This window comes from uncultured Ramlibacter sp., from assembly GCF_936925435.1.
Taxonomy (GTDB): domain Bacteria; phylum Pseudomonadota; class Gammaproteobacteria; order Burkholderiales; family Burkholderiaceae_C; genus Ramlibacter.
This window is the reverse complement of the sequence record NZ_CAKZHQ010000003.1, coordinates 42,819-66,876: the sequence shown is the minus strand read 5'-3', so window position 1 is coordinate 66,876 and position 24,058 is coordinate 42,819. Positions and strand designations below refer to the sequence as shown.

Below are 24,058 nucleotides of genomic sequence, written 5' to 3'. Positions count from 1 at the left end.
CCCTGCCATAACGGCAGGGCCGCGCCGGCGGTTGACCGTGCAGATCCCTAGACCTTGCGCAGGAGTTCTTCCATGTAGCGCGTCACACCGCTTGTGACGTCGGCAAACACGTGCTCACAACCGACCGCCCGCAGCGCCGTCAGATCGGCCTGGGTGTAGCTCTGGTACTTGCCGCGCAAGGCATCGGGGAAGGGGATGTAGTCGATCAGGCCCTGGGCGGCGGCCGCTGCCGTGTCCAGCGCGCTGCTGCCAGGTGCACGCAGCGCGTTGACCACGGCGGTGGCAACGTCGTTGAAGGGTTGGGCCCGGCCCGAACCCAGATTGAAGATGCCGCGCGCCTGCGGGTTGTCGAAGAACCAGAGGTTGACGGCCACCACGTCGTCGACGAAGACGAAGTCGCGCATCTGCTGGCCGGGGCCATAGCCGCCATACTCGCCGAACAGCTTGACCTTGCCCAGCTCACGAAACTGGTTGAACTGGTGGAAGGCCACGCTGGCCATGCGGCCCTTGTGCTGCTCGCGCGGACCATAGACATTGAAGTAGCGAAAGCCCGCCACCTGGTGCTTGGCGCCCGTGAACTGGGGCCCCAGCTCGCGTCGCATCTTCTGGTCGAACAGCAGCTTGCTCCAGCCGTAGACGTTCAGGGGCTGCTCGCAGGCGGGCTCTTCGCGGAAGCTGTCGGAGCCGCCATAGGTGGCGGCCGACGAAGCGTAGAGCAGGCGCGTGGCACGTTCGCGGCAGGCGTTGAACAGGCCGACGGACAGGCTGTAGTTGTTCTCCATCATGTACTTGCCGTCGGTCTCCATGGTGTCGCTGCAGGCGCCCTCGTGGAAGACCGTGTCGACGCGGCCATAGTGGTTCTGGGCGAACAGGCCGTAGAACCTGTCCGCATCCACGTAGTCGGCGATCTGCAGGTCGGCCAGGTTGCGGAACTTGTCGCCCTGGCGCAGGTCGTCCACCGCGATGATGTCGTCGATGCCGCGCTCGTTCAGGCCCTTGACGATGTTGCTGCCGATAAAACCGGCGGCGCCGGTGACGACGACTCTGGTCATGTGAACAGTTCCTCGTAGGAGACGGTGGCGGTGCCGAACTTGCCCACCACGATGCCGCCGGCCTTGTTGGCAAGGGGCATGGCGTCACGCAGTGGCAGTCCGGCGGCCACCAGGGCTGCCAAGGTGGCAATGACGGTGTCGCCGGCGCCGGTGACGTCGAAGACCTCGCGCGCCTGGGCCTGCACATGCGAGTGGCCCTGCGCGTCGAACAGCGTCATGCCGTCCTCGCTGCGCGTGACCAGCACGGCGTCCAGCCGCAGGGACTGGCGCAGGTTCTGCGCCTTCTCGTGCAGTTCGGCCTCGCTGCGCCAGGCGCCCACCACCTGCTGCAGCTCGGCGCGGTTGGGCGTAATGACGCTGGCGCCGGCATAGCGCGAATAGTCCGAGCCCTTGGGATCGATCAGCACAGCCTTGCCGGCGGCGCGGGCCGCCGCGATCATGGTGCCCACGTGGGCCAGGCCGCCCTTGCCGTAATCGGAGAACAGCACGGCCTGGTGGGCCGGAACCAGGGCAGCGAAGCTTTCGTTTTGCAGCGCCAGGGCCTCGTGGTCGGGCTCGTTCTCGAAGTCCATGCGCAGCAGCTGCTGCTGGCGGCCGATCACGCGCAGCTTGACCGTGGTCTTGAGGCCCGGGTCGCGCTTGAGGTGGGTGGCGATGCCGGTGCCCAGCAGCAACTGCTCGAGCTTGTGGCTGGCCTCGTCGTCGCCCACCACGCCCAGGAAACTGGCGCGCGCGCCCAGTGAGGCGACGTTATAGGCCACGTTGGCGGCGCCGCCGATGCGCTCTTCTTCGCGCGTGATGCGCACCACCGGCACCGGCGCCTCGGGCGAGATGCGGTCGACCGCGCCGTGCCAGTAGCGGTCCAGCATGGCGTCGCCGACCACCAGCACGTGGGCGTTGGCGAGTTGTTGTTTGGACAGGGTCATAGTTCTTCGACTCGCCTCGGGGGATAGCTGTCCCAGGACTGGCAGCCCGGGCAGTGCCAGAAATGCTGGCGCGCCTCGAAGCCGCAGGCGGCGCAGCGGTAGCGGGTCAGCGGCTTGACGGCGTGGTCGAGCGCGCGCTGCACCTGGGGATGGAACTGCTCGTGTTCGAGCTTCTCGCCGGCGATCCACTTGGCGGCGGCCACCAGGGAGGGCTCGCGCTGCAGGTGGCGCACATACCAGTCGCGCTGCGCGGCGGCATCGGTTTCCAGGGCGGCGATGCCGTCGAGCACGTCCAGCGAGGGCAGGGCGTCGTAGCTGGCCTGCAGGATTTGCCTGGCCTGGTCCTGGCGGCCGCTGGCCAGGGCGCTCTCGGCCAGTGGCCGGGCCGCCAGCGGCAAGGCGACCGGTGCGGCCGCGGCCAGGGCGCGCAGGGTCTCGAAGGCGGCCAGCTGGTCGCCGGCGCCACGCTGCCAGGCCGCCATGTCCAGGGCTGGCCGCGCCGCTGTCGGGGCGATGCGCATGGCTTCGCGCAGCAGCTGCGCCGCGGGCTCGCCCGAAGCCTGGGCGGCCTGCTCGCACAGGTAATGGGCGCGGCGGCCGTTGAAGTCGCCCTGGCCCAAAGCCTCCAGGCGGGCGGCGATGACCGAGGCCTGCGGCCAGTCACGCGAGCGCTCGTAGATGGCCAACAGGGCCAGCAAGGCCTCGCCCTCGAAGCTGGTGCCGTCAAGCTTGCGCAGGGCGTCCTCGGCGCGGTCGAGAAGGCCGGCCTTGAGGAAGTCCAGTGCCAGCGCGTGCTGGGCGCGGTCGCGGTCCTCGCGGCTCAAGTCGGCGCGCGACAGCAGGTGCTCGTGCACGCGCACGGCCCGCTCGTATTCGCCGCGCCGGCGAAACAGGTTGCCCAGGGCGAAGTGCAGCTCGGAGGTGTCGGGGTCGTTCTGCACCGCCTCGATGAAGGCGTCGATGGCCTTGTCCTGCTGCTCGTTGAGCAGGAAATTGAGGCCGCGGAAATAGGCCTTGGGCGCCTGGCGGTTCTCGATGCGCAGCTGGCGCAGGTCCAGCCGCGAGGCCAGCCAGCCCAACACGAAGGCGATGGGCAGGCCCCACAGGACCCAGCTGAGATCAAAGTCCATGGTGGGTGCTGGCCGGGTCGTCCGCCGTCAGGGTGGACAGGCCGCGCCTGCGCCGCTTGGCGGCGGCGCGCTGCTGCAGCCAGCGCGGCACCATGCCCAGGGCGCCTATGGCCAGGCCCAGGGCGAACGCCGACAGCACCACCAGCACCAATGGCGCGCGCCATTGCGTGCCAAAGAAAAAGTGCACGGTGGCGTCCTGCTGGTTGTTCAGGGCGAATGCGAACAGGGTAAAAAAAATGGCTGCCTTGAGCAGCCACATGAGGTATTTCAACGGCATCCCCAGGTGGAGGAGCCGATTTTAGCGGTCACGCCGGTGTGGACCCGGCCTCGATTTCGGCCGTGCGCCTGTCCACTGCCTCGCGCAGGGCCTTGCCCGGCTTGAAGTGGGGGACGCGCTTTTCCGGAATCTGCACGCTTTCGCCGGAACGGGGGTTGCGCCCCATGCGCGGCGGCCGCCGGTTGATCGAGAAGCTGCCGAAGCCGCGGATCTCGATGCGGTGCCCGCGCACCAGTGCTTCGCCCATCGCGTCAAGAATGGTCTTGACGGCGTATTCGGCGTCGCGGTGCGTGAGCTGGCCAAAGCGTGCTGCCAGTTCTTCGACGAGATCGGATCGGGTCATGGAGGAAGCGACAAAACACGGCAGAACTTGCGTCCTGCCGTGTCCTTGGCTTTACTTTTCGCTGTTGTCCAGCTTGGCGCGCAGCAGGGCGCCCAGGCTGGTCGTGCCGGCGTTTTCACGCGACGACTGCTGGCTCAGGTTGGCCATCGCGCCTTGCTCGTCGGCCATGTCCTTGGCCTTGATCGACAGCTGGATGTTGCGCGTCTTGCGGTCGACGTTGACCACCACGGCCGAGACTTCGTCGCCTTCCTTGAGCACGTTGCGGGCGTCTTCCACGCGGTCGCGGGAGATTTCCGAGGCGCGCAGGTAGCCGATGATGTCTTCGCCCAGGTCGATCTCGGCGCCCTTGGCGTCGACGGTCTTGACCTTGCCGGAAACGATCGCGCCCTTGTCATGCACCGAGGTGAAGGTGGCAAACGGGTCGCCGTCCAACTGCTTGATGCCCAGGGAGATGCGCTCGCGGTCCACGTCGACGGCCAACACGATGGCATCGACTTCCTGGCCCTTCTTGTAGTTGCGCACGGCGGCTTCGCCGGTTTCGTTCCAGGACAGGTCGGACAGGTGCACCAGGCCGTCGATGCCTGCTGCCAGGCCGACGAACACGCCGAAGTCGGTGATCGACTTGATCGGGCCCTTGACGCGGTCGCCGCGCTTGGTGTTTTGCGCGAATTCCTGCCAGGGGTTGGCCTTGCATTGCTTCATGCCCAGGGAGATGCGGCGCTTGTCTTCGTCGATTTCCAGGACCATGACTTCGACTTCGTCACCCAGGGAGACGATCTTCGAAGGAGCGACGTTCTTGTTGGTCCAGTCCATTTCGGAGACGTGCACCAGGCCTTCGATGCCGGGCTCGAGTTCCACGAACGCGCCGTAGTCGGCGATGTTGGTGATCTTGCCGAACATGCGCGTGCCTTGCGGGTAGCGGCGGTTGACGCCCATCCAGGGATCGTCGCCCATCTGCTTGAGACCCAGCGAGACGCGGTTCTTTTCGGTGTCGAACTTGAGGATCTTGGCGGTGATTTCCTGACCGGCTTGCACCACTTCGCTCGGGTGGCGGACACGGCGCCAGGCCATGTCGGTGATGTGCAGCAGGCCATCGATGCCGCCCAGGTCAACGAACGCACCGTATTCGGTGATGTTCTTGACGACGCCGCGCACGACGGAGCCTTCCTTGAGGGTTTCCATCAGCTTGGCGCGCTCTTCGCCCATCGAGGCTTCGACAACGGCGCGGCGGCTCAGCACCACGTTGTTGCGCTTGCGGTCCAGCTTGATGACCTTGAATTCCAGGGTCTTGTTCTCGTAAGGCGTCAGGTCCTTGATCGGACGCGTGTCGATCAGCGAGCCGGGCAGGAAGGCGCGGATGCCGTTGACCAGGACGGTCAGGCCGCCCTTGACCTTGCCGGAGGTGGTGCCGGTGACGAACTCGCCGGACTCCAGGGCCTTTTCCAGGCTCATCCAGGACGCCAGGCGCTTGGCCTTGTCGCGCGACAGGATGGTGTCGCCGTAGCCGTTTTCGATGGCGTCGATGGCCACCGAGACGAAGTCGCCGACCTGGACTTCGATCTCGCCCTTGTCGTTCTTGAACTCGTCGATCGGCACATAGGCTTCGGACTTGAGTCCGGCGTTGACGACGACGAAGCTGTGTTCGATGCGAACGACTTCGGCGGTGATGACCTCGCCGGTACGCATTTCGGAGCGTTGCAACGATTCTTCAAAAAGGGCGGCAAAAGATTCAGACATTGGGTTTCCTTGCACGTCGACAGGTTTCCATCCGCACTATTGCGAATGTTTCTAAGGCTGTGACGGCGTTGTGCGGCTTGGCACCGCGGTTAGGTTGTCGATCCACACGGCCTGGGCGCTGACGCGCGAGAGGGGCTGTGTGGGCCAGTCAGATCTTCAAGCGGACTTGAAAACCTGTTTGCCCTCCCACCACCGGAGCACCTGGCCAACCGATTCTTCAACCGTTTGGCCGGAGTTATCCAGCAGGAGGGCGTCTTGCGCGGGCTTCAAGGGGGCGGTGCTGCGGGACATGTCCCTGGCATCCCTGGCCTCAAGGTCAGCGCGAAGAGCGTCGATTGTAGTCGAAATACCCTTTGAAATCAACTGCTTATAGCGTCTTTGCGCGCGCTGGGCGGCGCTCGCCGTGAGGTAGATCTTGAGTGGCGCGTCCGGGAAGATCACTGTGCCCATGTCGCGGCCGTCGGCCACCAGGCCGGGCAGTTGCCGGAAGCTGTGCTGCAGGGCGACCAGGGCAGTGCGCACGGCCGGCAGGGCCGAGACCCGGGAGGCGTTCATGCCCGCTTCCTCGGTGCGGATCGCCGCGCCCACATCCTCGCCGTCCAGCAGCACCTGGCCACCAAGGAAGCGCACCGGCAGGGACCGGGCCAGGCTGGCGACGGCCTGCTCATCAGTGGTATCCAGCGCCAGGCCGGCGCGCAGGGCCGCCAGGGCGGTGATGCGGTAGAGCGCGCCGGAGTCCAGGTAGTGGTAGCCCAGCCGGTGTGCCAGCTCGGAGGCCAGCGTGCCCTTGCCCGACGCGGTGGGGCCGTCCACGCAGATGACCGGGATGCGGGTCGCTGGTGTCTGGACCACAGAGAACAGGGCCTCGAAGTAGTCCGGGAAGGTCTTGGCCACGCACTTGGGGTCTTCGATGCGCACCGGCAGGCCGGCCGGGTTGAAGGCGACCAGCGAGAAGCACATGGCGACACGGTGGTCGTCGTAGGTGTGGATACAGCCAGCCGTCCATGCCAGGGGCGGCGTGACGCGCAGGAAGTCCGCGCCTTCCTCCACCGTGGCGCCGAGCTTGCGCAGCTCGGTGGCCATGGCGGCGAGCCGGTCGGTTTCCTTGACGCGCCAGCTGGCGATGTTGCGCAGCGTGCTGGGGCCGTCGGCGTACAAGGCCATCACCGCCAGTGTCATGGCGGCGTCGGGGATGTGGTTGCAGTCCAGGTCGATGGCTTTGAGGGGCCAGGCGCCGCGCCGGATCTCCAGCCAGTTGGGGCCACCGCTGACCAGCGCGCCCATCTGGCGGGCCGCTTCCACGAAGCGGATGTCGCCCTGGATGGAGGTCTCGCCCACACCCTCGATCCGGATGCCATTTCGGCCTGGAGCACCCGCTGCCAGGGCTCCGAGCGCTATGAAATAGCTAGCAGACGAGGCGTCGGCCTCGACGTGGATGCTGCCGGGCGACTGGTAGCTGCTGCCGGCCGCAATGGTGAAGCGCTGCCAGCCTTCGCGCCGCACGGCGATGCCAAAGCGCTGCAGCAGGTTCAGCGTGATCTCGATGTAGGGCTTGGAGATCAGCTCGCCGACCACCTCGATCCCCACGTCCTGCTTCGCCACCAGGGGCAGGGCCAGCAGCAAGGCGGTGAGGAACTGGCTGGAGACGTCGCCGCGCACCGCGATGGGCTGGTCCAGCCGCAGGGCAGGGCGGCCGATGCGCAGCGGCGGGTAACCGTCGTTGCCCAGGTAATCGATGCTGCAGCCCAACTGGCGCAGGGCGTCGACCAGGTCGGCTATGGGCCGCTCGTGCATGCGTGCCACGCCGCTCAATTCGAAGTCGCCGCCCAGCACGGCCAGGGCGGCGGCCAGCGGCCGCATGGCGGTGCCGGCATTGCCCAGGAACAGCTTGGCCGGTGCATTGGGGGGCGTGCCGCCCAGGCCGGTGATCTCGACCAGGGCGCCGTCCTGGCGCACGCCGCAGCCCAGCGCGCGCAGCGCATCGAGCATCACGCGGGTGTCGTCGGAGTCCAGCAGGTCGTGGACCGTGGTTGTGCCGCCGCTGAGCGCGGCCAGCAGCAGCACCCGGTTGGAGATGCTCTTGGAGCCGGGCAGCACCACCGTGCCGCCGGCGGACGCCAGCGGCGCAAGATCCAGGAACTCAGTGGCGAACATGGGGCCTCGCGCGGGAACTCATCCCTTTTTCGCGCCCATGCGCCAGTGGGCGCGGGTCTGGCTGGCGTGCTCGATCAGACTTTCCAGCGCCTCGGCATTGCCCTTGTCGATCATGGTCTCCAGCGCCTGCAGGCTGCGCCGGAACACCTCGGCCTGGGCCAGCAGTTCCTGGCGGTTGGCCATCAGCACGTCCCGCCACATCTTGGGGTCGCTGGCGGCGATGCGGGTGAAGTCGCGAAAGCCCGGGCCGGCTAGCGACAGGAAGTCCTTGCCCTGGGCCTGGCTGGTGATGCTGTTCATGAGCGCGAAGGAAATCAGGTGCGGCAGGTGGCTGACGGCGGCGAAGGCGGCATCGTGCGCCTCCGGCGACATCTTGAGCACATTGCAGCCCAGTGCCTCCCACAGTGCGGTGGCCTTGTTCAGCTGCACCACCTGGGTCCGCTCGATCGGTGTGAGGATGACCTGGCGGCCGCCATACAGGTCGGCGTCGGCGTGTTCCACGCCCGAGACTTCCTTGCCGGTGATGGGGTGGCAGGGCACGAAGGAGCCCACGTGCTCGCGCAGCACGCGGCGGCTGGCGTCGACCACGTCGCGCTTGGTCGAGCCCACGTCCATGATCAGCATGTCCTTGCTGACCAGGTGCTTGATGGCCTTGAGGGTGGCCTCGGTGGCGGCCACCGGCACGGCCAGCAGCACGATGTCGGCACCCGACACGGCCAGCAGGGCCGAGGGCGCCTCGACGTCGATCACGCCCATCTGGCGCGCGCGCTCGGTGGTCGAGGGCGACTTGCTGTAGCCGACCACGCGCTTGACCAGGCCGGCGCGCTTGAGCGCCAGCGCGAAGGAGCCGCCCATCAGGCCGCAGCCGATCAGACCAAGTTGCTCGAACATGCTTTATTCGCCCACCGGATAGGTACCGAGCACCTTGTAGAAGGCGCAAAGCCCCCGCAGGTCGGCCAGCGCCGCCGCCACATGCGGCTGCGAAGGATGGCCCTGGATGTCGATGTAGAAATAGTATTCCCACTGGCCCGAACGGGCCGGGCGGGATTCGAAGCGCGTCATCGACACGCCGTGCTGCTTGAGCGGCACCAGGATGTCGTGGACCGCGCCGGGCTTGTTGGGCACCGAGACCACCAGGCTGACGCAGTCGCTGCCCGAGGCCTGCGGCGCGGCCAGCACCTGGGGCAGGCAGACGACGGCGAAACGGGTGCGGTTGAAGGCGTCGTCCTGGATGGCCTGGACCACCGTGTGCAGGCCGAACTCGCTGCCGGCGCGTTCGCTGGCGATGCCGGCCCAGGCCGGGTTGCCCGCTGCCAGGCGCGCGCCCTCGGCGTTGCTGGAGACGGCGCGGCGCTCGGCCTTGGGCAGGTGCTTGGCCAGCCAGCCCTGGCATTGCGCCAGCGCCTGCGGATGGGCCAGCACCACCTCGATGCCTTCGAGCGAATCGCTCAGGCGCAGCAGGTGGTGGCGCACCAGCAGGCTGACCTCGCCGACGATGTGCAGAGGCGAGCCCAGCAGCAGGTCGAGCGAGCGCGTCACCACGCCCTCGGTGTTGTTCTCCACCGGCACCACGCCGAAGTCGGCTGTGCCGGCCGTGGCCGCATGGAAGACCTCGTCGAAATTGACGCAGGGCACGTGCTCGATGCTGGAGCCGAAGAACTGCAGCGCCGCCTGCTCGCTGAAGGTGCCGGCCGGGCCCAGGTAGGCCACGCGCTGCGGGGCCTCCAGGGCGCGGCAGGCCGACATGATTTCGCGCCAGATGGTGGCGACGTTGGCGGCCTTGAGCGGGCCGGGGTTGGCCGCCTGCAATCCGTTGATGACCTGCGCTTCGCGCTCGGGCCGGAACACCGGCGAGCCTTCCGCGCGCTTGACTTCGCCCACTTCATTGGCCAGTGCAGCGCGCTGGTTCAGCACGCGCAGCAGCTCACGGTCCGCGGCGTCGATTTCGGTCCGCAGTTGCGCCAGGTTCTTACCCATGTTGCCCATCAAATAAGCCTCAAGCCCCCGTCCAATGGGCTTGAGGCGCTATGAAAAAAGTAGCTGATCAGCTGCCTGCGGCGCCGGGCGTGTCGCCGGCGGCTTCGCCGTTCTCGGGGTCGCCCTCGGCTGCCTGCGCATCATTTTCCACGATGCGCTGCAGCCCGCTGAGTTTGGAGCCCTCGTCCAGGCCGATCAGGGTCACGCCCTGGGTGGCGCGGCCGAGTTCGCGGATCTCGCTGACACGGGTGCGCACCAGCACGCCCTTGTCGGTGATCAGCATGATCTCGTCGTCGGCGTGCACCAGGGTGGCGGCCACGACCTTGCCGTTGCGCTCGCTTTGCTGGATGGCGATCATGCCCTTGGTGCCGCGGCCGTGGCGGGTGTATTCGGAGATCGGCGTGCGCTTGCCATAGCCGTTGACGGTGGCGGTGAGCACGCTTTGCTGTTCGTCCTCGGCCACCAGCATGGCGATGACCGACTGGCCTTCGGGCAGGTCCATGCCGCGCACGCCGCGCGTGTTGCGGCCCAGTACGCGCACGTCGTTCTCGTCGAAGCGCACAGCCTTGCCGCCGTCGGAGAACAGCATCACATCGTGCTTGCCGTCGGTCAGCGCCGCGCCGATCAGGTAGTCGCCCTCATCGAGGTTGACGGCGATGATGCCGCCCTTGCGCGGATTGTTGAACTCGTCCAGTGCGGTCTTCTTGACCGTGCCCATGGAGGTGCCCATGAAGATGAAGTGGTCGGCCGGGAAGCTGCGGGTGTCGCCGGTCAGTGGCAGCACCACGTTGATCTTCTCGCCGTCCTGCAGCGGGAACATGTTGACGATGGGCCGGCCGCGCGAGCCCCGCGAGCCGGCGGGGACTTCCCAGACCTTGAGCCAGTACAGGCGGCCGCGGTTGGAAAAGCACAGGATCCAGTCGTGCGTGTTGGCGATGAACAGCTGGTCGACCCAGTCGTCTTCCTTGGTCGCCGTGGCCTGCTTGCCGCGGCCGCCGCGCTTTTGCGCCCGGTATTCGGACAAAGGCTGGCTCTTGATGTAGCCCGAATGGCTGAGCGTGACCACCATGTCGGTGGGCGTGATCAGGTCTTCGGTCGCCAGGTCCTGGGCGTTGTGCTCCACCAGGCTGCGGCGCGCGCCCAGTTTGGTCTGGCCGAACTCCTGCTTGATCGTGCTCAGCTCGTCGCCGATGATGGCGCCGACGCGCTCGGGCTTGGCCAGGATGTCCAGCAGGTCCTCGATCTCGCCCATCACTTCCTTGTACTCGGCGACGATCTTGTCCTGCTCCAGGCCAGTCAGGCGCTGCAGGCGCATCTGCAGGATTTCCTGGGCCTGGGTATCGGACAGGCGGTACAGGCCGTCGCTGCCCATGCCGTATGTGCGCTCCAGGCCATCGGGCCGGTAGTCGTCGGCGTTGACCACGCCGCCATCGGTGCGGGCGCGGGTGAGCATCTCGCGCACCAGCTTGCTGTCCCAGGGCCGCGTCATCAGCTCGGCCTTGGCCACCGGCGGGGTGGGCGACTCGCGGATGATGCGGATGAACTCGTCGATGTTGGCCAGTGCGACGGCCAGGCCTTCGAGCACGTGGCCGCGTTCGCGCGCCTTGCGCAGCGTGAATACCGTGCGGCGCGTCACCACTTCGCGTCGGTGCTCCAGGAAGACCTGGATCAGCATCTTCAGGTTGCACAGGCGCGGCTGGCCGTCGATCAGGGCCACCATGTTGATGCCGAAGGTGTCCTGCAGCTGGGTCTGCTTGTACAGGTTGTTGAGCACCACCTCGGGCACTTCGCCGCGCTTGAGCTCGATCACCAGGCGCATGCCGGACTTGTCGCTCTCGTCCTGGATGTGGCTGATGCCCTCGATCTTCTTCTCGTTGACGAGCTCGGCCATGCGCTCCTGCAGGGTCTTCTTGTTCACCTGGTAGGGCAGCTCGTCGACGATGATGGCCTGGCGGGCGCCCTTGTCGATGTCCTCGAAGTGGCACTTGGCCCGCATCACCACCTTGCCGCGGCCGGTGCGGTAGCCGTCCTTGACGCCGTTGATGCCGTAGATGATGCCGGCGGTGGGGAAGTCGGGCGCCGGGATGATCTCCATCAGCTCGTCGATGGTCGCTTCCGGGTTGCGCAGCATGTGCAGGCAGGCATCGACCACTTCATTGAGGTTGTGCGGCGGGATGTTGGTGGCCATGCCCACCGCGATGCCGCCCGAGCCGTTGACCAGCAGGTTGGGCAGCTTGCTGGGCAGGACCGCCGGCTCTCTCTCGGAGCCGTCGTAGTTGTCCTGGAAATCGACGGTTTCCTTGTCGATGTCCGCGATCATCTCGTGGGCGATCTTGGACAGCCGGATTTCGGTGTACCGCATGGCCGCGGCGTTGTCGCCATCGACCGAGCCGAAGTTGCCCTGGCCGTCCACCAGCATGTGGCGCATGGAGAAGTCCTGCGCCAGCCGCACGATGGTGTCGTAGACCGACTGGTCGCCGTGCGGGTGGTATTTACCGATCACGTCGCCGACGATACGGGCCGACTTCTTGTACGGCCGGTTCCAGTCGTTATTGAGTTCGTGCATCGCGAAGAGCACGCGGCGGTGTACCGGCTTGAGGCCGTCCCGGGCGTCGGGAAGGGCGCGTCCCACGATCACGCTCATCGCGTAATCGAGGTAGCTGCGCCGCATTTCCTCTTCAAGACTGATGGGCAGGGTTTCTTTGGCGAATTGGGTCATGAGGAGGATTGAGGCGCGCGGAGTCCGGATTTTACGGGCAAGCCTTGCCTGTCGCGCACCAGCAACATTCCTCCCTAATTAGGTTTTGTCCTACGTTGCTTGCACCCGGTACCCATTGCTTGTGTAAGGACGTGTGGCACAATAACTTTGACGTTTTCGGTGATGGTCACCTTAATCGTAATGTTTAACGCAGCGCAGCTGCGGCTTTTTCCCCAAGAGGAGAACCATGAAGAAACTGAACAAAGTGGCGCTGTTGATTGCCTCCGCTGCGCTGGCAACTGCTGCGGGCGCACAAACCCGCGTGACCGCAGCCGATGGTGGCACCCGTATCGACAACTGGGTCAACGGCACCGGCGAATACGTCTGGAAGAACGGCACGAACGAACTGTGCTGGCGCAATTCCAACTGGACGCCTGCCACTGCCGCCAAGGGTTGCGATGGCGCTCTGGTCGCTCAGGCTCCGGCTCCTGTTGTCGCCCCGGCCCCGGCCCCGGCCCCGGCTCCCGCCGCCCCTCAGCCGCCCGCAGCCACCAAGGTGACCTACGCTGCTGACGCCTTCTTCGACTTCGACAAGTCTGTCCTCAAGCCCGAAGGCAAGGCCAAGCTCGACGATCTGGTCGGCAAGGTCAAGGACATCAACCTGGAAGTGATCATCGGCGTCGGCCACACCGACTCCGTCGGTTCTGACGCCTACAACCAGAAGCTGTCGGTCCAGCGCGCTGAATCGGTCAAGGCCTACCTCGTGTCCAAGGGCATCGAGAAGAACCGCGTGTACACCGAAGGCAAGGGCGAGAAGCAACCTGTCGCTGACAACAAGACCAGCGAAGGCCGCGCCAAGAACCGCCGCGTGGAAATCGAAGTGGTCGGTACCCGCGCCACCAAGTAATCCGCAAGGATTGCCCGAAAAAAGCCCCGGCAACGGGGCTTTTTTCATTGGCTCCGCGAAAATGACGTCCATGACCGACACCCCTGCCGTCAACGCCGACCCGGCCGAACTGGCCAAGTTCTCGGAACTGGCCCACCGCTGGTGGGACCCCGACAGCGAGTTCCGGCCGCTGCACCAGATCAACCCGCTGCGCTTGGACTGGATAGGTTCGCAAATGCCGCTGGCCGGCAAGCGCGTCCTGGACGTCGGCTGCGGCGGCGGCATCCTGTCCGATTCGATGGCCCGCAAGGGCGCTGACGTGCTGGGGATCGACCTGGCCGCCAAGGCCTTGCGGGTCGCCCAGCTGCATGCACTCGAAGCGCAGACACCGAATGTGACCTACCGCGAGGTCAGCGCCGAAGCCCTGTCGGCCGAGCAGCCCGGCAGTTTCGATGCCGTGACCTGCATGGAAATGCTGGAACACGTGCCCGACCCTTCGTCCGTGGTCCGTGCCTGTGCCACCCTGGTCAAGCCCGGTGGCTGGGTGTTCTTTTCCACCATCAGCCGCAACCCCAAGGCCTTCCTGTTTGCCATCGTGGGCGCTGAGTACCTGCTCAACATGCTGCCGCGTGGCACGCACGAGTACCTCAAATTCATCCGGCCCAGCGAACTGGCTGCGCATTGCCGCGAGGCGGGCCTGCAGCTGGGGCAGACGCGAGGCATGGAATACAACCCGCTGACGCAGCGCTACTGGCTGTCGGCCAACACCAGCGTCAATTACCTCATCTCGACGCAAAAAAATTGATGTTCAAGGATGTGCAAGCCGTGCTGTTCGACCTGGACGGCACCCTGATCGACAGTGCGCCCGACCTGGGCGCGGCAGCCGACCGCATGCGCACCGGCCGCGGCATGGCTTCCCTGCCCCTGGAGCAGTACCGGCCGATGGCCGGTGCCGGGGCCCGCGGCATGCTGGGTATTGCCTTCGGCATGCAACCTGACCATCCCGAGTACGAGGCCATGCGCGAGGAGTTCTTCGTCAACTACGAGAACTGCATGACCGAGCGCACCTATGCCTTCGACGGCGTTGCCCAGATGCTGGCGCAACTGCACAGCCTGGGCCTGGCCTGGGGTGTGGTGACCAACAAGTCGCAGCGTTTCACCCTGCCGCTGACGCGGCAGATGCCGCTGTTTGCCACGGCCGGCACGGTGGTCAGCGGCGACACCACGCCGCACGCCAAACCGCATCCGGCCCCGTTGCTGGAAGCCGCCAGGCAATTGCGTCTGGATCCGGCACGCTGCGTGTATGTGGGCGACGACGAGCGGGACATCGTGGCTGGCCTGGCGGCTGGCATGGGCACGGTGGCGGCCAGCTATGGCTACCTCGGCAGCAACGCCGACACGCAGCAATGGGGCGCCCATGCCCACATTGATTCACCGCTTGAATTGCTGGCGCTCTTGCAATCGGCCGCCAGGGCTTAAACTATGCCTTCCTGGGGCTGCACTGGTTTCGACGTGGGTTCGGACGCGCGGCAGGGCATGTCGAGCTGAATGCGCTCGTAAAACAGATTCAAACAAACTAACTGCAAACGACGAACGTTTCGCACTCGCCGCTTAATTGCCGGTGAGCTTTGCAACAGCAGGCCTCTGGGCTGGGCAAGGGGTCTTTAGCGCAAGCTAGGGGCTCCCGGCTGCAAAGATAATTTCAGAGGCTGGCTCCGTGTCGGGTAACTTGGCACGGGACGAGAAAATAGGTTGCTGGCGTCCTCTAGAGCGTGCCGCTGTGCGCTAGGGGAAGCGAGATCCAAATCAGACGGCTAAACATGTAGAACTGTGCGAAAAAGGCTTGCGGACGCGGGTTCAATTCCCGCCAGCTCCACCATCTCGCAGACGGCCTGCCTTTTGAAGCTCTTCCGGGCTACGATAGGCAGGCTTTCTTTTTTCCAGGAGTACTCATGCGTGTTGCACTGTGCTGCGTGGCCCTCGCGCTGACGGCGGGCTGTTCCACGGTGTCGTCCATCGGCGACGCCTGGACCTGGCAGGCGGCCGGTTCGCGGCCCCGGCCCACGCTGACGGCGGAGCAGGTTGCTGATCTGATCAGCCAGGCCGTACCTTTGCAGGCGCGCCGCAATGAGATCCGCACCCGCATCAGCGCCGAACCCGACATCTGGGCACGCCAGAGCCTGTACAGCGAGCTCCATGCGGTCGGCATGGAACTGGCGCCCCTGGAGCGCCAGCTGGCGATGACGTCCGCAGTGCGCTGAGCGCCGCTGTCCTACACGCACGGGAATTCGTCCTACGGCAGGCGCGCGCTGCGGCCACTACGTTTTGCGCAGAGGTGGCCCTCGGCTGCCAAACGCAGGACCAAGAGGACGAGCCATGCACCAATCCCCTGAAAAGCACCCGGTCAGCCGGCGCGACAAGTACGCCGGCCTGGACGCGTCGGATGCCGAGGCCGAGCGCCGCAGCTACCGCGCCAGCCAGCCCAAGGCACGCAAATTTCTGCGGCGCGACGAGGAAGCGCCGCGAGAGCAGCGCCAGAACCGCCAGCCGCGCGGCTGACCCTGGGCAGGCGGCCTGAGGCCGCTGCAAGCCTGCGCGTGGCGGACGTTTGCGATACTCCCCGCATGCAGTTGCAGGAAATTCTTTATTCACAGGGCTTCGGCACGCGCCGGGTCTGCGCCGGTCTGGTCCAGCAGGGCAGGGTGAGCGTGGCAGACGAGGTTTGCACCGACGCCTCGGCGGAGTTTGAGGCGCTGGGCCTGTGTTTCAGCGTCCAGGGCGTTCCCTGGGCGTACCACGAGAAGGCCTATGTGTTGCTGCACAAGCCGGCCGGCACGGAGTGTTCGCAAAAGCCTTCGACCTGGCCGAGTATCTACACCCTGCTGCCGGCGCCGCTGCGCCAGCGGCCGCAAAAGGGCCCGATCCAGGGTGTGCAGGCGGTGGGCCGGCTCGACCAGGACACCACGGGCATGCTGCTGCTGACGGATGACGGCAAGTTCATCCACCGCATGAGTTCGCCGCGCCACCACGTGCCCAAGGTCTATGAGGTCGGGACCAAGCACCCGGTCGACGCCAAGCAGGTGGACAAGCTGCTGGCTGGCGTGGTGCTGGACGACGACCCCAAGCCCGTGCTGGCGGCCGCCTGCGAGGCGACCGACGAACACAGCCTGCGCCTGACCCTGACCGAGGGCAAATACCACCAGGTCAAGCGCATGCTGGCGGCAGTGGGCAACCGGGTCGAAACCCTGCACCGCTCGCGCATCGGCGCGCTGGCGCTGCCGACCGACCTGGCGCCCGGCCAGTGGCGCTGGCTGACGCCAGCCGACCTGGCGGCTCTGCAGCCCTGATCAGCCGACGGCGGCCAGGAAGCTGGCAATGCGCGCCGTCGTGCGCTCGGGCTGGTCCTTGTGGGGCGAGTGGCCGCATTGGGCGATGGGCTCCATCTCGAAACGCCCCAGCGTCGGCGCGATCTCCCTGATCTGGCGCAGGCTGCCATAGGGGTCATCCAGGCCCTGGATCGCCAGCACCGGCGTACTGATGTGCTGGCACTCGGCGCGGATGTCAAAGTCGCGGAAGGCGGGGCTGAGCCAGATGTCGTTCCATTGCCAGAACGCGCCGTCTACATCCGCGTGGTAGCGCGCCAGCCGCTCGCGCAAGCCCCCACCGGCGTAGGCGTCGCGCGCCTGGGCGATGGCCTGGACCGACATGTCCTCCACGATGACATGCGGGGCCATCACCACGCAGGCCTGCACCGGGAAACGCGAGGCGTGGAGCAGGGCGATGCTGCCGCCGTCGGAGTGGCCCACCAGGACCGGTTTTTCGATGCCCAGCTGCGCCAGCACTTGCGGCAGCACCTGCAGTGCCTCGCGGTGCATGTAGTCCGGCTGCAGCCGGCCGGTGGCGCGCACGTCGGAAACGGCCTCGGAGCGGCCATAGCCACGCCGCGAGTAGACGATGCCCGGCCGGCCCGTCTCCAGGCACAGCCGTGCCGGCCAGTCGCGCCACATCGCCACCGAACCCAGCCCTTCATGCAGGAACACCAGCGGCGCCAGCGGTCGGCCGGCGCCGGCAGCCAGGCGTTGAACTTCGAGGCGCGCGCCGTCTGCCAGGATGGTTTCCATGCGCGGATGTTACGGGGAGCGCAGGGCGCCGGATACACTTGACGATTCCCCTGGAAGTGCCTTGTTGTGATCTTTTTATTGCGTCGCCTTGCCTTGACGGCAGCCCTTTTCTGCGTTTTCTGCCACGCCGCCCTGGCCCAGACGTCGCCGATCTTCGTGCTCAACTCGCTCGATGCCAGCGTCAGCGTGATCGATCCGGTGACGTGGAAGGAGGTCAAGCGCCTGCCCACCGGCAAGGAGCCGCACCACCTGTACATGACGCCCGACGAGAAGTCGGTGATCGTGGCCAATGCCCTGGGCGACACGCTGACCTTCATCGACCCCAAGACGGCCGGCATCCAGCGCACCCTGCGCGGCGTCTTCGACCCCTACCACCTGCGCTTCTCGCCCGACATGAAGTGGTTCGTCACGGCGGCCAACCGCCTGAACCACGTCGACATCTACCGCTGGGACGGCAGCAACATCCAGCTGGCCAAGCGCGTCGCCACCGGCAAGACGCCCAGCCACATCTGGATCGACAGCAAGAGCACGACCGCCTATGTCTCGATGCAGGACAGCGACGAGCTGGTGGCGATCGACCTGGCCAGCCAGACCCAGAAGTGGCGCGTGAAGACCGGTTCGTTGCCGGCCGACGTGTACGGCACGCCGGACGACCGCATGGTGCTGGTGGGCATGACAGGTGGCGACACGGTGGAGGTCTATGACGTCAGCGGCAAGGAGCCCAAACTGGTCAAGGCGATCAAGACCGGCGCCGGTGCCCATGCCTTCCGCGGCGCCGGCGACAAGCGCCATGTCTACGTCAGCAACCGCGTCGCCAACACCATCGGCAAGATCGACCTGCAGACCCTGGAACTGGTCGACACCTATGCCGCACCTGGCGGCCCGGACTGCATGGAGGTGCTGGCTGACGGCAAGCTGCTACTGGTGAGCTCGCGCTGGGCCAGGAAGCTGACCGTGATCGACACCGCGACCCGGAAGATCGTGCGGCAGGTCAATGTCGGGAAATCCCCCCATGGCGTCTGGACGCTGGACCACGCGCCGCGCTGAAGCCCTGCGGAAGCTGGCATTTGCTACGCTTTTGGTAGCGGGCTGCGTCCATTCCACGGGGGCTGCAGGCCAGAACGCCTGCGAAAAGCCGCTCTACCTGACATTCGACACCGGCCACATGGAAGTGGCACCCCTGGTGGCCCAGGTGCTGCAGCGCCAGCAGGTTGTTGTCACCTTCTTCGGCGCCAACGAGCCCACCAAGGCCGGCGACGGCAGCCTGGGCGGGCACTGGGCGCCCTGGTGGAAGGCGCGTGCAGCCGAGGGCCACGAGTTCGCTTCCCACACCTGGGACCACACGTACTGGCGCGCCGACGTGGCCGGCGATCCACCCCGTTTTCGCGTCCGTCCCTCGGCCGGCCCGAACGCCGCTGTCGAGGCGACATGGACAGCAGGCCAGTACTGCACCGAGATCGGCAAGGCGGCGCAGCGCCTGCAGGACATCACGGGCAAGAAACCCTTGCCTCTGTACCGCGCGCCCGGCGGCAAGACCTCGCCGAGCCTGCTCGCAGCCGCCAAGGCATGCGGCTATGCGCACGTGGGCTGGGCGCCGGCCGGCTTCCTGGGCGACGAGCTGCCCAGCGAGTCTTCCAGCAATGATGCGCTGCTCAAAAAGGCTTTGCGCGACATCCGCGCCGGCGACATCCTGCTGGCGCACCTGGGCATCTGGTCGCGCAAGGACCCCTGGGCGCCGGCCGTGCTGGAACCGCTGATCGTGGGACTCAAGGACAAGGGCTTTTGCTTCCGGACGCTGCGCGAGCATCCGGCGTACAGCGGCTGGATCGGGGGGACGCGCTGACATGGATTGGCTGGACAACACCTTCTCTGGCGCGCAGCAATGGCTGTTTGAAACCGCGGTGCAGCCGCTGATGTTCGCGCTGGGCCTGGGCCAGCTGCTGGAAGATGGCTACACCGCCACCGGCTGGCTGCTGGTAGGGCTGCTGCAGATCGCCGTGCTGCTGGCGGTGATCGGGCCGCTGCAGCGCTGGCGGCCGGTGGAAGCGGTGACCGACCGCGCCACCATCCGCACCGACGTGCTCTACACCCTGATCCACCGGCTCGGGCTGTTCCGGGTGGCGCTGTTCTTCCTGGTCGAGCCGCTGTTCGATGCGCTGTTCGGCATGGCACGGGTGGAGGGCCTGGGCACCTTCCACCTCGACCAGCTCTGGCCGGGCGTGACCGACGTGGCCTGGGCCAGCTTCCTGATCTACCTGCTGCTGTTCGACCTGGCCGACTACTGGATCCACCGTGGCCAGCATGGGCTGAACCTGTGGTGGAGCCTGCATTCGCTGCACCACTCGCAGCGCCAGATGACGATGTGGAGCGACAACCGCAACCACCTGCTCGACGACTTGATCCGCGACAGCCTGCTGGTGCTGCTGGCGCAGCTGCTGGGCGTGGCGCCGGGCCAGTTCGTCGCCATCGTCGCCATCACGCAGTTGAGCGAAAGCCTGCAGCACGCCAACCTGCGCCTGGGCTTCGGACGGGTGGGGGAGCGGTTGTGGATCAGCCCACGCTTTCACCGCCTGCACCACAGCATCGGCATTGGCCACGAGACGCACGGCAAAGGCACGCTGGGAGGGCATAACTTCGGCGTGCTGCTGCCCTGGTGGGACATCCTGTTCGGCACGGCCAACTTCGAGCAGCGCTACGACCCGACCGGCGTGCGCGACCAGGTTGAACAGGGCCGCGACTACGGCCGCGGCTTCTGGTCGCAGCAATGGCTGGGCGTCAAGCGCCTGTTCGGCAAGGCCTGACACGGCGCCGCGCTATGCTGCGCCCATGAGCCTGTTTCTCGATGCTTTCTGGCGTGCGGTGGCCTACTGCCTGCATCCGCGGGTGATCGCCTTGTCGGTTCTGCCGCTGATCCTGATGGTGGCCCTGGCGCTGGGCCTGGGCTGGCTGTACTGGGACACGGCAGTGGGCGGCGTGTTTGCCTGGCTGGAATCTTCGGCGCTGATCAGCAGCATCGGCAACTGGCTGCAAGGCATGGGTGTGGGCAACCTCAAGACCGTGGTGGCGCCGCTGATCGTGATCTTCGCCGTGACCCCGCTGATCGTGGTGGGCTGCCTGTTGCTGGTGGCCGTGCTGATGGCGCCCGCGCTGGCGTCGCTGGTGGCCGAGCGTCGCTTTCCGGCGCTGGAGCGCAAGAAGGGCGGCTCGCTGCTGTGGGCGATCGCCTGGTCGCTGGGCTCGACCCTGCTGGCGCTGGTCGCCCTGGTCATCTCCTTGCCGCTGTGGCTGGTGCCGCCCCTGATCCTGGTGCTGCCGCCGCTGATCTGGGGCTGGCTGACCTACCGGGTGATGGCCTTTGACGCGCTGGCCGACCACGCCAGCCCCACCGAGCGGCGCGAGCTGATGCGTCGCCACCGCATGACCTTGCTGGGCATGGGCGTGCTCACCGGCTACCTGGGGGCCGCGCCCAGCCTGATCTGGGCCTCGGGCGTGCTGTTCGCCGCCGCCTTCGTCATCCTGGTACCGGTGGCGATCTGGATCTACACCCTGGTGTTTGCCTTCTCCTCGCTCTGGTTCTCCCACTACTGCCTGGCGGCGCTGGAGAAGCTGCGCGCCGAAGCGCCCGCGGCGCCGCCCGGGCCCATTCCCACCTTGCCCCCCATCGAGAATGTCCCACTCACCATCCCCTGACGTCGGCCTGGTCATCGTCGGCGACGAAATCCTCTCGGGCAAGCGCGCCGACAAGCACATGCCCAAGCTGATCGAGCTGCTCGCCGCGCGCGGGCTGCAGCTGGCCTGGGCCGACTACGTGGGCGATTCGCCCGAACGCATCACGGCCACGCTGCAGCGTGCTTTCGCGTCGGGCAGCCCGGTGTTTTCCTGCGGCGGCATCGGCGCCACGCCCGACGACCACACCCGCCAATGCGCGGCCCGCGCCCTGGGCGCGGAGCTCGAGCTGCACCGCGAAGCTGAGGCCCTGATCCGCGAGCGCATGCAGGACATCGCGCGTGAGCAGGGTACGCCTTACGAACCGGACCGGCCCGACAACATCCACCGACTGAACATGGGTGTGTTCCCCAAGGGCGCGACCATCATCCCCAACCCGTACAACAAGATCGCCGGCTTCAGCGTGGGCGATGTCCACTTCGTGCCCGGCTTTCCGGTCATGGCCTGGCCGATGATGGAGTGGGTGCTGGACACCCACTACCAGCACCTGTTCCGGCAACAGGCCTATGTCGAGAAGTCGGTCATCGTCTTCGGCGCGATGGAGGCTGCGTTGACGCCGCTGATGGAAACCATAGAGCGCGACCATCCGGGGATCAAGGTGTTCAGCCTGCCCAGCGTCGACCACCCGCAGTACGGCCGCCACATCGACCTGGGCGTCAAGGGCGAGCCCGGTGCGGTCGATGTCGCCTACGCCCAGCTCATCACTGGCCTACAGGCACATGGGGTCAAACTTGGCCCCGAATTGGTGCGATAACACAATGCACTATGACGGTGCATTGTGTTGGTTTGCACTGTTGTGGTGCTTTGTGCGGGGAGCTGTGACAGCTCCCCGTAGGGAAAAGCGCCCAAGATGGTAGACAATCGCCGGGCTTTGCGGGACCGCGCCATGCACCAGCTTTGGCACAGAAACTGCATTCCTGTGTCCCATCAATTGATCAACAACCATCGAACAGGAGAACCTGATGGCAGCCAAGACCGTCGCCGACGTGATGAAGATGGTGAAGGAAAACGAAGTCAAGTTTGTTGACTTCCGCTTCTCCGACACCCGTGGCAAGGAGCAGCACGTCACCGTGCCCGTGTCGCACTTCGACGATGACAAGTTCACCTCCGGCCATGCCTTCGACGGCTCGTCCATCGCCGGCTGGAAGGGCATCGAAGCGTCCGACATGCTGCTCATGCCGGACCCGAACACCGCCAACATCGACCCGTTTTACGAAGAGACCACGCTGTTCATGTCGTGCGACGTGCTCGACCCGACCGACGGCAAGGCCTATGACCGCGACCCGCGCTCGATCGCCCGCCGTGCCGAGGCCTACCTGAAGGCTTCCGGCCTGGGCGACACGGCCTACTTCGGACCGGAACCCGAATTCTTCATCTTCGACGACGTGCGCTGGGGCAATGAAATGTCCGGCTCGTTCTTCCACATCGACGAGTACGAAGCGCCGTGGAATTCCGGCAAGAAGATCGAAGGCGGCAACAAGGGCCACCGTCCCACCGTCAAGGGCGGCTACTTCCCCGTGCCCCCGGTCGACAGCACGCAGGACATGCGCGCCGAGATGTCCTTGATCCTCGAATCGCTGGGCATTCCGGTCGAAGTGTTCCACCACGAAGTGGCCGGCGCCGGCCAGAACGAGCTGGGCACCAAGTTCAGCACGCTGGTGCAGCGCGCTGACTGGACCATCCTGCTCAAGTACGTGGTGCACAACGTCGCCAACGCCTACGGCAAGACCGCGACCTTCATGCCCAAGCCCATCGTCGGCGACAACGGCTCGGGCATGCACGTGCACCAGTCGATCTGGAAGGACGGCAAGAACCTGTTCGCCGGTGACGGCTACGCCGGCCTGTCGGACTTCGCGCTGTACTACATCGGCGGCATCATCAAGCACGCCCGCGCCTTGAATGCGATCACGAATCCCGGCACCAACAGCTACAAGCGCCTGGTCCCCGGCTACGAGGCCCCGGTCAAGCTGGCCTACTCGGCCAAGAACCGTTCCGCATCGATCCGCATCCCGTTCGTGGCCAACCCCAAGGGCCGCCGCATCGAGGCGCGCTTCCCCGATCCGCTGGCCAACCCCTACCTGGCCTTCTCGGCCCTGATGATGGCCGGCCTGGACGGCGTGGAAAACAAGATCCATCCGGGCGAAGCCGCCACCAAGGACCTGTACCACCTGCCGCCCGAAGAAGACGCGCTGATCCCGACCGTCTGCCACAGCCTGGACCAGGCGCTGGACTACCTGGACAAGGGTCGCGGCTTCCTGACAAAGGGTGGTGTGTTCACCGATTCCATGCTCGACGCCTACATCGAGCTGAAGATGCAGGAAGTCACGCGCTTCCGCATGGCCACCCACCCGGTCGAATACGACATGTACTACTCCCTGTAATTAAGCACAGGGGGAATTCCCCGGGAATTGCAAAAGGGCGACATTTGTCGCCCTTTTCCTTTTTGAATCAATGGCTTAATTGGATTTCATCAAGCTTTGCACGATACTGGCAGACCGTCCCGCGCATTCCGATGCGAGGAAGCAAGCCATGAAGTCCCTCCTGCTGATCCCCTTGCTCGCTGCCGTCATGGTGGCCAACAGCCAAGCGCAAAGCCGCGTCTACCGCTGCGGCAACAGCTACACCAACAACACCGCAGAGGCGCAATCCAAGGGCTGCAAGCTGGTCGAAGGTGGCAACGTCACCGTGGTGGAGGGTACGCGCGTCAGCGGCAGTTCCTCTGCCCGTGCGCCGTCGGCCGAGGCCAAGGCCGCGCCCCGCGTCGACTCGGGTGACCAGCGCGCGCGCGATTCCGATGCGCGCCAGATCCTGGAGTCGGAGCTGAAGAAGGCCGAGGCCCGCCAGGGTGAACTGGTCAAGGAATACAACAACGGCGAGCCCGAGAAGCTCGGTCCCGAGCACCGCAACCATCAGAAGTACCTGGACCGCGTGGCCGAACTCAAGACCAGTATCGCCCGCAACGAGAGCGATATCGCCGGCATCCGCCGCGAACTGGGCCGGGTGCCCGCGCCCACTGCGTCAAAATAAGGGC

Annotated in this window: 24 protein-coding genes and 1 other RNA gene; 14 read left to right on the top strand and 11 right to left on the bottom strand. The window is 66.1% G+C overall.

Annotated elements, in window-relative coordinates; genetic code table 11:
- Positions 1 to 47 precede the first annotated feature (47 nt).
- From rfaD to gyrA, 10 genes are all read right to left on the bottom strand, one after another.
- On the bottom strand, positions 48 to 1,052 hold the full coding sequence (gene rfaD, locus Q0632_RS02515) for an ADP-glyceromanno-heptose 6-epimerase (protein WP_298924003.1): 1,005 nt from the start codon (positions 1,050 to 1,052) through the stop codon (positions 48 to 50).
- Positions 1,049 to 1,978, bottom strand: coding sequence for a D-glycero-beta-D-manno-heptose-7-phosphate kinase (gene rfaE1, locus Q0632_RS02510; RefSeq protein ID WP_298924001.1), 930 nt, complete (start codon positions 1,976 to 1,978; stop codon positions 1,049 to 1,051). Before rfaE1 ends, rfaD begins: the two co-directional genes overlap by 4 nt.
- Complete coding sequence (gene lapB, locus Q0632_RS02505; RefSeq protein ID WP_298923999.1) at positions 1,975 to 3,108, bottom strand: lipopolysaccharide assembly protein LapB; 1,134 nt, start codon at positions 3,106 to 3,108, stop codon at positions 1,975 to 1,977. The genes rfaE1 and lapB overlap by 4 nt, the downstream gene beginning before the upstream one ends.
- Complete coding sequence (locus tag Q0632_RS02500) at positions 3,098 to 3,379, bottom strand: lipopolysaccharide assembly LapA domain-containing protein (RefSeq protein WP_298923997.1); 282 nt, start codon at positions 3,377 to 3,379, stop codon at positions 3,098 to 3,100. Before Q0632_RS02500 ends, lapB begins: the two co-directional genes overlap by 11 nt.
- Before the next feature lie 34 nt (positions 3,380 to 3,413).
- Positions 3,414 to 3,728: an integration host factor subunit beta gene (locus Q0632_RS02495; protein ID WP_298923995.1), complete on the bottom strand. Its 315-nt coding sequence runs from the start codon at positions 3,726 to 3,728 to the stop codon at positions 3,414 to 3,416.
- A 51-nt stretch (positions 3,729 to 3,779) separates the two neighbouring features.
- Positions 3,780 to 5,465 (bottom strand): 30S ribosomal protein S1, encoded by a 1,686-nt coding sequence (gene rpsA / locus Q0632_RS02490; RefSeq protein WP_298923993.1) that lies wholly within the window; start codon positions 5,463 to 5,465, stop codon positions 3,780 to 3,782.
- Positions 5,466 to 5,621: 156 nt separating this feature from the next.
- Positions 5,622 to 7,619: a bifunctional 3-phosphoshikimate 1-carboxyvinyltransferase/cytidylate kinase gene (locus Q0632_RS02485; protein WP_298923991.1), complete on the bottom strand. Its 1,998-nt coding sequence runs from the start codon at positions 7,617 to 7,619 to the stop codon at positions 5,622 to 5,624.
- 18 nt (positions 7,620 to 7,637) lie between these two features.
- Positions 7,638 to 8,510: a prephenate dehydrogenase/arogenate dehydrogenase family protein gene (locus tag Q0632_RS02480; RefSeq protein WP_298923989.1), complete on the bottom strand. Its 873-nt coding sequence runs from the start codon at positions 8,508 to 8,510 to the stop codon at positions 7,638 to 7,640.
- A 3-nt stretch (positions 8,511 to 8,513) separates the two neighbouring features.
- The gene (gene pheA, locus Q0632_RS02475) at positions 8,514 to 9,596 is read right to left on the bottom strand and encodes a prephenate dehydratase (RefSeq protein WP_298924418.1); all 1,083 of its coding nucleotides are present in this window, start codon (positions 9,594 to 9,596) and stop codon (positions 8,514 to 8,516) included.
- 67 nt (positions 9,597 to 9,663) lie between these two features.
- Positions 9,664 to 12,315: a DNA gyrase subunit A gene (gene gyrA, locus Q0632_RS02470; RefSeq protein WP_298923987.1), complete on the bottom strand. Its 2,652-nt coding sequence runs from the start codon at positions 12,313 to 12,315 to the stop codon at positions 9,664 to 9,666.
- A 226-nt stretch (positions 12,316 to 12,541) separates the two neighbouring features.
- Here gyrA and ompA point away from each other — a divergent pair, with 226 nt between their 5' ends.
- The 7 genes from ompA to Q0632_RS02435 all read left to right on the top strand — a co-directional run bounded on the left by ompA (position 12,542) and on the right by Q0632_RS02435 (position 16,527).
- Positions 12,542 to 13,201, top strand: a complete 660-nt coding sequence (gene ompA / locus Q0632_RS02465) for an outer membrane protein OmpA (protein ID WP_298923986.1) — start codon at positions 12,542 to 12,544, stop codon at positions 13,199 to 13,201.
- A gap of 70 nt (positions 13,202 to 13,271) precedes the next feature.
- A complete protein-coding gene (gene ubiG / locus Q0632_RS02460) occupies positions 13,272 to 13,985 on the top strand; it encodes a bifunctional 2-polyprenyl-6-hydroxyphenol methylase/3-demethylubiquinol 3-O-methyltransferase UbiG (protein WP_298923984.1) in 714 nt (237 codons plus the stop codon).
- On the top strand, positions 13,985 to 14,659 hold the full coding sequence (locus Q0632_RS02455; RefSeq protein ID WP_298923982.1) for an HAD-IA family hydrolase: 675 nt from the start codon (positions 13,985 to 13,987) through the stop codon (positions 14,657 to 14,659). Before ubiG ends, Q0632_RS02455 begins: the two co-directional genes overlap by 1 nt.
- Before the next feature lie 13 nt (positions 14,660 to 14,672).
- Positions 14,673 to 15,059: a transfer-messenger RNA gene (ssrA, locus tag Q0632_RS02450) on the top strand.
- Positions 15,060 to 15,132: 73 nt separating this feature from the next.
- Positions 15,133 to 15,441: a hypothetical protein gene (locus tag Q0632_RS02445; RefSeq protein ID WP_298923979.1), complete on the top strand. Its 309-nt coding sequence runs from the start codon at positions 15,133 to 15,135 to the stop codon at positions 15,439 to 15,441.
- A gap of 115 nt (positions 15,442 to 15,556) precedes the next feature.
- Entirely contained in the window at positions 15,557 to 15,739 is a 183-nt protein-coding gene (locus Q0632_RS02440; protein ID WP_298923977.1) for a hypothetical protein, read from the top strand.
- A gap of 65 nt (positions 15,740 to 15,804) precedes the next feature.
- Positions 15,805 to 16,527 carry a pseudouridine synthase gene (locus Q0632_RS02435; protein ID WP_298923975.1) on the top strand — a complete coding sequence of 241 codons (723 nt, stop codon included), beginning with the start codon at positions 15,805 to 15,807 and terminating at the stop codon, positions 16,525 to 16,527.
- Here Q0632_RS02435 and Q0632_RS02430 read toward each other — a convergent pair whose 3' ends face one another.
- Positions 16,528 to 17,301: an alpha/beta hydrolase gene (locus Q0632_RS02430; RefSeq protein WP_298923973.1), complete on the bottom strand. Its 774-nt coding sequence runs from the start codon at positions 17,299 to 17,301 to the stop codon at positions 16,528 to 16,530.
- Positions 17,302 to 17,394: 93 nt separating this feature from the next.
- Here Q0632_RS02430 and Q0632_RS02425 point away from each other — a divergent pair, with 93 nt between their 5' ends.
- From Q0632_RS02425 to Q0632_RS02395, 7 genes are all read left to right on the top strand, one after another.
- Entirely contained in the window at positions 17,395 to 18,348 is a 954-nt protein-coding gene (locus tag Q0632_RS02425) for a YncE family protein (protein WP_298923971.1), read from the top strand.
- The gene (locus Q0632_RS02420) at positions 18,314 to 19,144 is read left to right on the top strand and encodes a polysaccharide deacetylase family protein (protein ID WP_298923969.1); all 831 of its coding nucleotides are present in this window, start codon (positions 18,314 to 18,316) and stop codon (positions 19,142 to 19,144) included. Before Q0632_RS02425 ends, Q0632_RS02420 begins: the two co-directional genes overlap by 35 nt.
- 1 nt (position 19,145) lies before the next feature.
- On the top strand, positions 19,146 to 20,102 hold the full coding sequence (locus Q0632_RS02415) for a sterol desaturase family protein (protein ID WP_298923967.1): 957 nt from the start codon (positions 19,146 to 19,148) through the stop codon (positions 20,100 to 20,102).
- Positions 20,103 to 20,127: 25 nt separating this feature from the next.
- On the top strand, positions 20,128 to 20,991 hold the full coding sequence (locus tag Q0632_RS02410; protein ID WP_298923965.1) for an EI24 domain-containing protein: 864 nt from the start codon (positions 20,128 to 20,130) through the stop codon (positions 20,989 to 20,991).
- Positions 20,969 to 21,781: a molybdopterin-binding protein gene (locus Q0632_RS02405; RefSeq protein WP_298923963.1), complete on the top strand. Its 813-nt coding sequence runs from the start codon at positions 20,969 to 20,971 to the stop codon at positions 21,779 to 21,781. Before Q0632_RS02410 ends, Q0632_RS02405 begins: the two co-directional genes overlap by 23 nt.
- Before the next feature lie 208 nt (positions 21,782 to 21,989).
- A complete protein-coding gene (gene glnA, locus Q0632_RS02400; RefSeq protein ID WP_298923961.1) occupies positions 21,990 to 23,408 on the top strand; it encodes a type I glutamate--ammonia ligase in 1,419 nt (472 codons plus the stop codon).
- Positions 23,409 to 23,556: 148 nt separating this feature from the next.
- Positions 23,557 to 24,054 (top strand): hypothetical protein, encoded by a 498-nt coding sequence (locus tag Q0632_RS02395; RefSeq protein ID WP_298923959.1) that lies wholly within the window; start codon positions 23,557 to 23,559, stop codon positions 24,052 to 24,054.
- Positions 24,055 to 24,058 lie beyond the last annotated feature (4 nt).

Bases quoted from the DNA above. Each gene is read 5' to 3' on its own strand.
- Q0632_RS02480 (WP_298923989.1), bottom strand. From the start codon at position 8,510: ATGTTCGAGCAACTTGGTCTGATCGGCTGCGGCCTGATGGGCGGCTCC.
- Q0632_RS02430 (WP_298923973.1), bottom strand. From the start codon at position 17,301: ATGGAAACCATCCTGGCAGACGGCGCGCGCCTCGAAGTTCAACGCCTG.
- gyrA (WP_298923987.1), bottom strand. From the start codon at position 12,315: ATGACCCAATTCGCCAAAGAAACCCTGCCCATCAGTCTTGAAGAGGAA.
- Q0632_RS02495 (WP_298923995.1), bottom strand. From the start codon at position 3,728: ATGACCCGATCCGATCTCGTCGAAGAACTGGCAGCACGCTTTGGCCAG.
- Q0632_RS02435 (WP_298923975.1), top strand. From the start codon at position 15,805: ATGCAGTTGCAGGAAATTCTTTATTCACAGGGCTTCGGCACGCGCCGG.
- lapB (WP_298923999.1), bottom strand. From the start codon at position 3,108: ATGGACTTTGATCTCAGCTGGGTCCTGTGGGGCCTGCCCATCGCCTTC.
- rpsA (WP_298923993.1), bottom strand. From the start codon at position 5,465: ATGTCTGAATCTTTTGCCGCCCTTTTTGAAGAATCGTTGCAACGCTCC.
- ompA (WP_298923986.1), top strand. From the start codon at position 12,542: ATGAAGAAACTGAACAAAGTGGCGCTGTTGATTGCCTCCGCTGCGCTG.
- Q0632_RS02410 (WP_298923965.1), top strand. From the start codon at position 20,128: ATGAGCCTGTTTCTCGATGCTTTCTGGCGTGCGGTGGCCTACTGCCTG.
- Q0632_RS02405 (WP_298923963.1), top strand. From the start codon at position 20,969: ATGTCCCACTCACCATCCCCTGACGTCGGCCTGGTCATCGTCGGCGAC.
- Q0632_RS02420 (WP_298923969.1), top strand. From the start codon at position 18,314: ATGGCGTCTGGACGCTGGACCACGCGCCGCGCTGAAGCCCTGCGGAAG.
- rfaE1 (WP_298924001.1), bottom strand. From the start codon at position 1,978: ATGACCCTGTCCAAACAACAACTCGCCAACGCCCACGTGCTGGTGGTC.
- Q0632_RS02485 (WP_298923991.1), bottom strand. From the start codon at position 7,619: ATGTTCGCCACTGAGTTCCTGGATCTTGCGCCGCTGGCGTCCGCCGGC.
- pheA (WP_298924418.1), bottom strand. From the start codon at position 9,596: ATGGGTAAGAACCTGGCGCAACTGCGGACCGAAATCGACGCCGCGGAC.
- Q0632_RS02415 (WP_298923967.1), top strand. From the start codon at position 19,146: ATGGATTGGCTGGACAACACCTTCTCTGGCGCGCAGCAATGGCTGTTT.
- Q0632_RS02440 (WP_298923977.1), top strand. From the start codon at position 15,557: ATGCACCAATCCCCTGAAAAGCACCCGGTCAGCCGGCGCGACAAGTAC.
- Q0632_RS02395 (WP_298923959.1), top strand. From the start codon at position 23,557: ATGAAGTCCCTCCTGCTGATCCCCTTGCTCGCTGCCGTCATGGTGGCC.
- Q0632_RS02445 (WP_298923979.1), top strand. From the start codon at position 15,133: ATGCGTGTTGCACTGTGCTGCGTGGCCCTCGCGCTGACGGCGGGCTGT.
- glnA (WP_298923961.1), top strand. From the start codon at position 21,990: ATGGCAGCCAAGACCGTCGCCGACGTGATGAAGATGGTGAAGGAAAAC.
- Q0632_RS02455 (WP_298923982.1), top strand. From the start codon at position 13,985: ATGTTCAAGGATGTGCAAGCCGTGCTGTTCGACCTGGACGGCACCCTG.
- ubiG (WP_298923984.1), top strand. From the start codon at position 13,272: ATGACCGACACCCCTGCCGTCAACGCCGACCCGGCCGAACTGGCCAAG.
- rfaD (WP_298924003.1), bottom strand. From the start codon at position 1,052: ATGACCAGAGTCGTCGTCACCGGCGCCGCCGGTTTTATCGGCAGCAAC.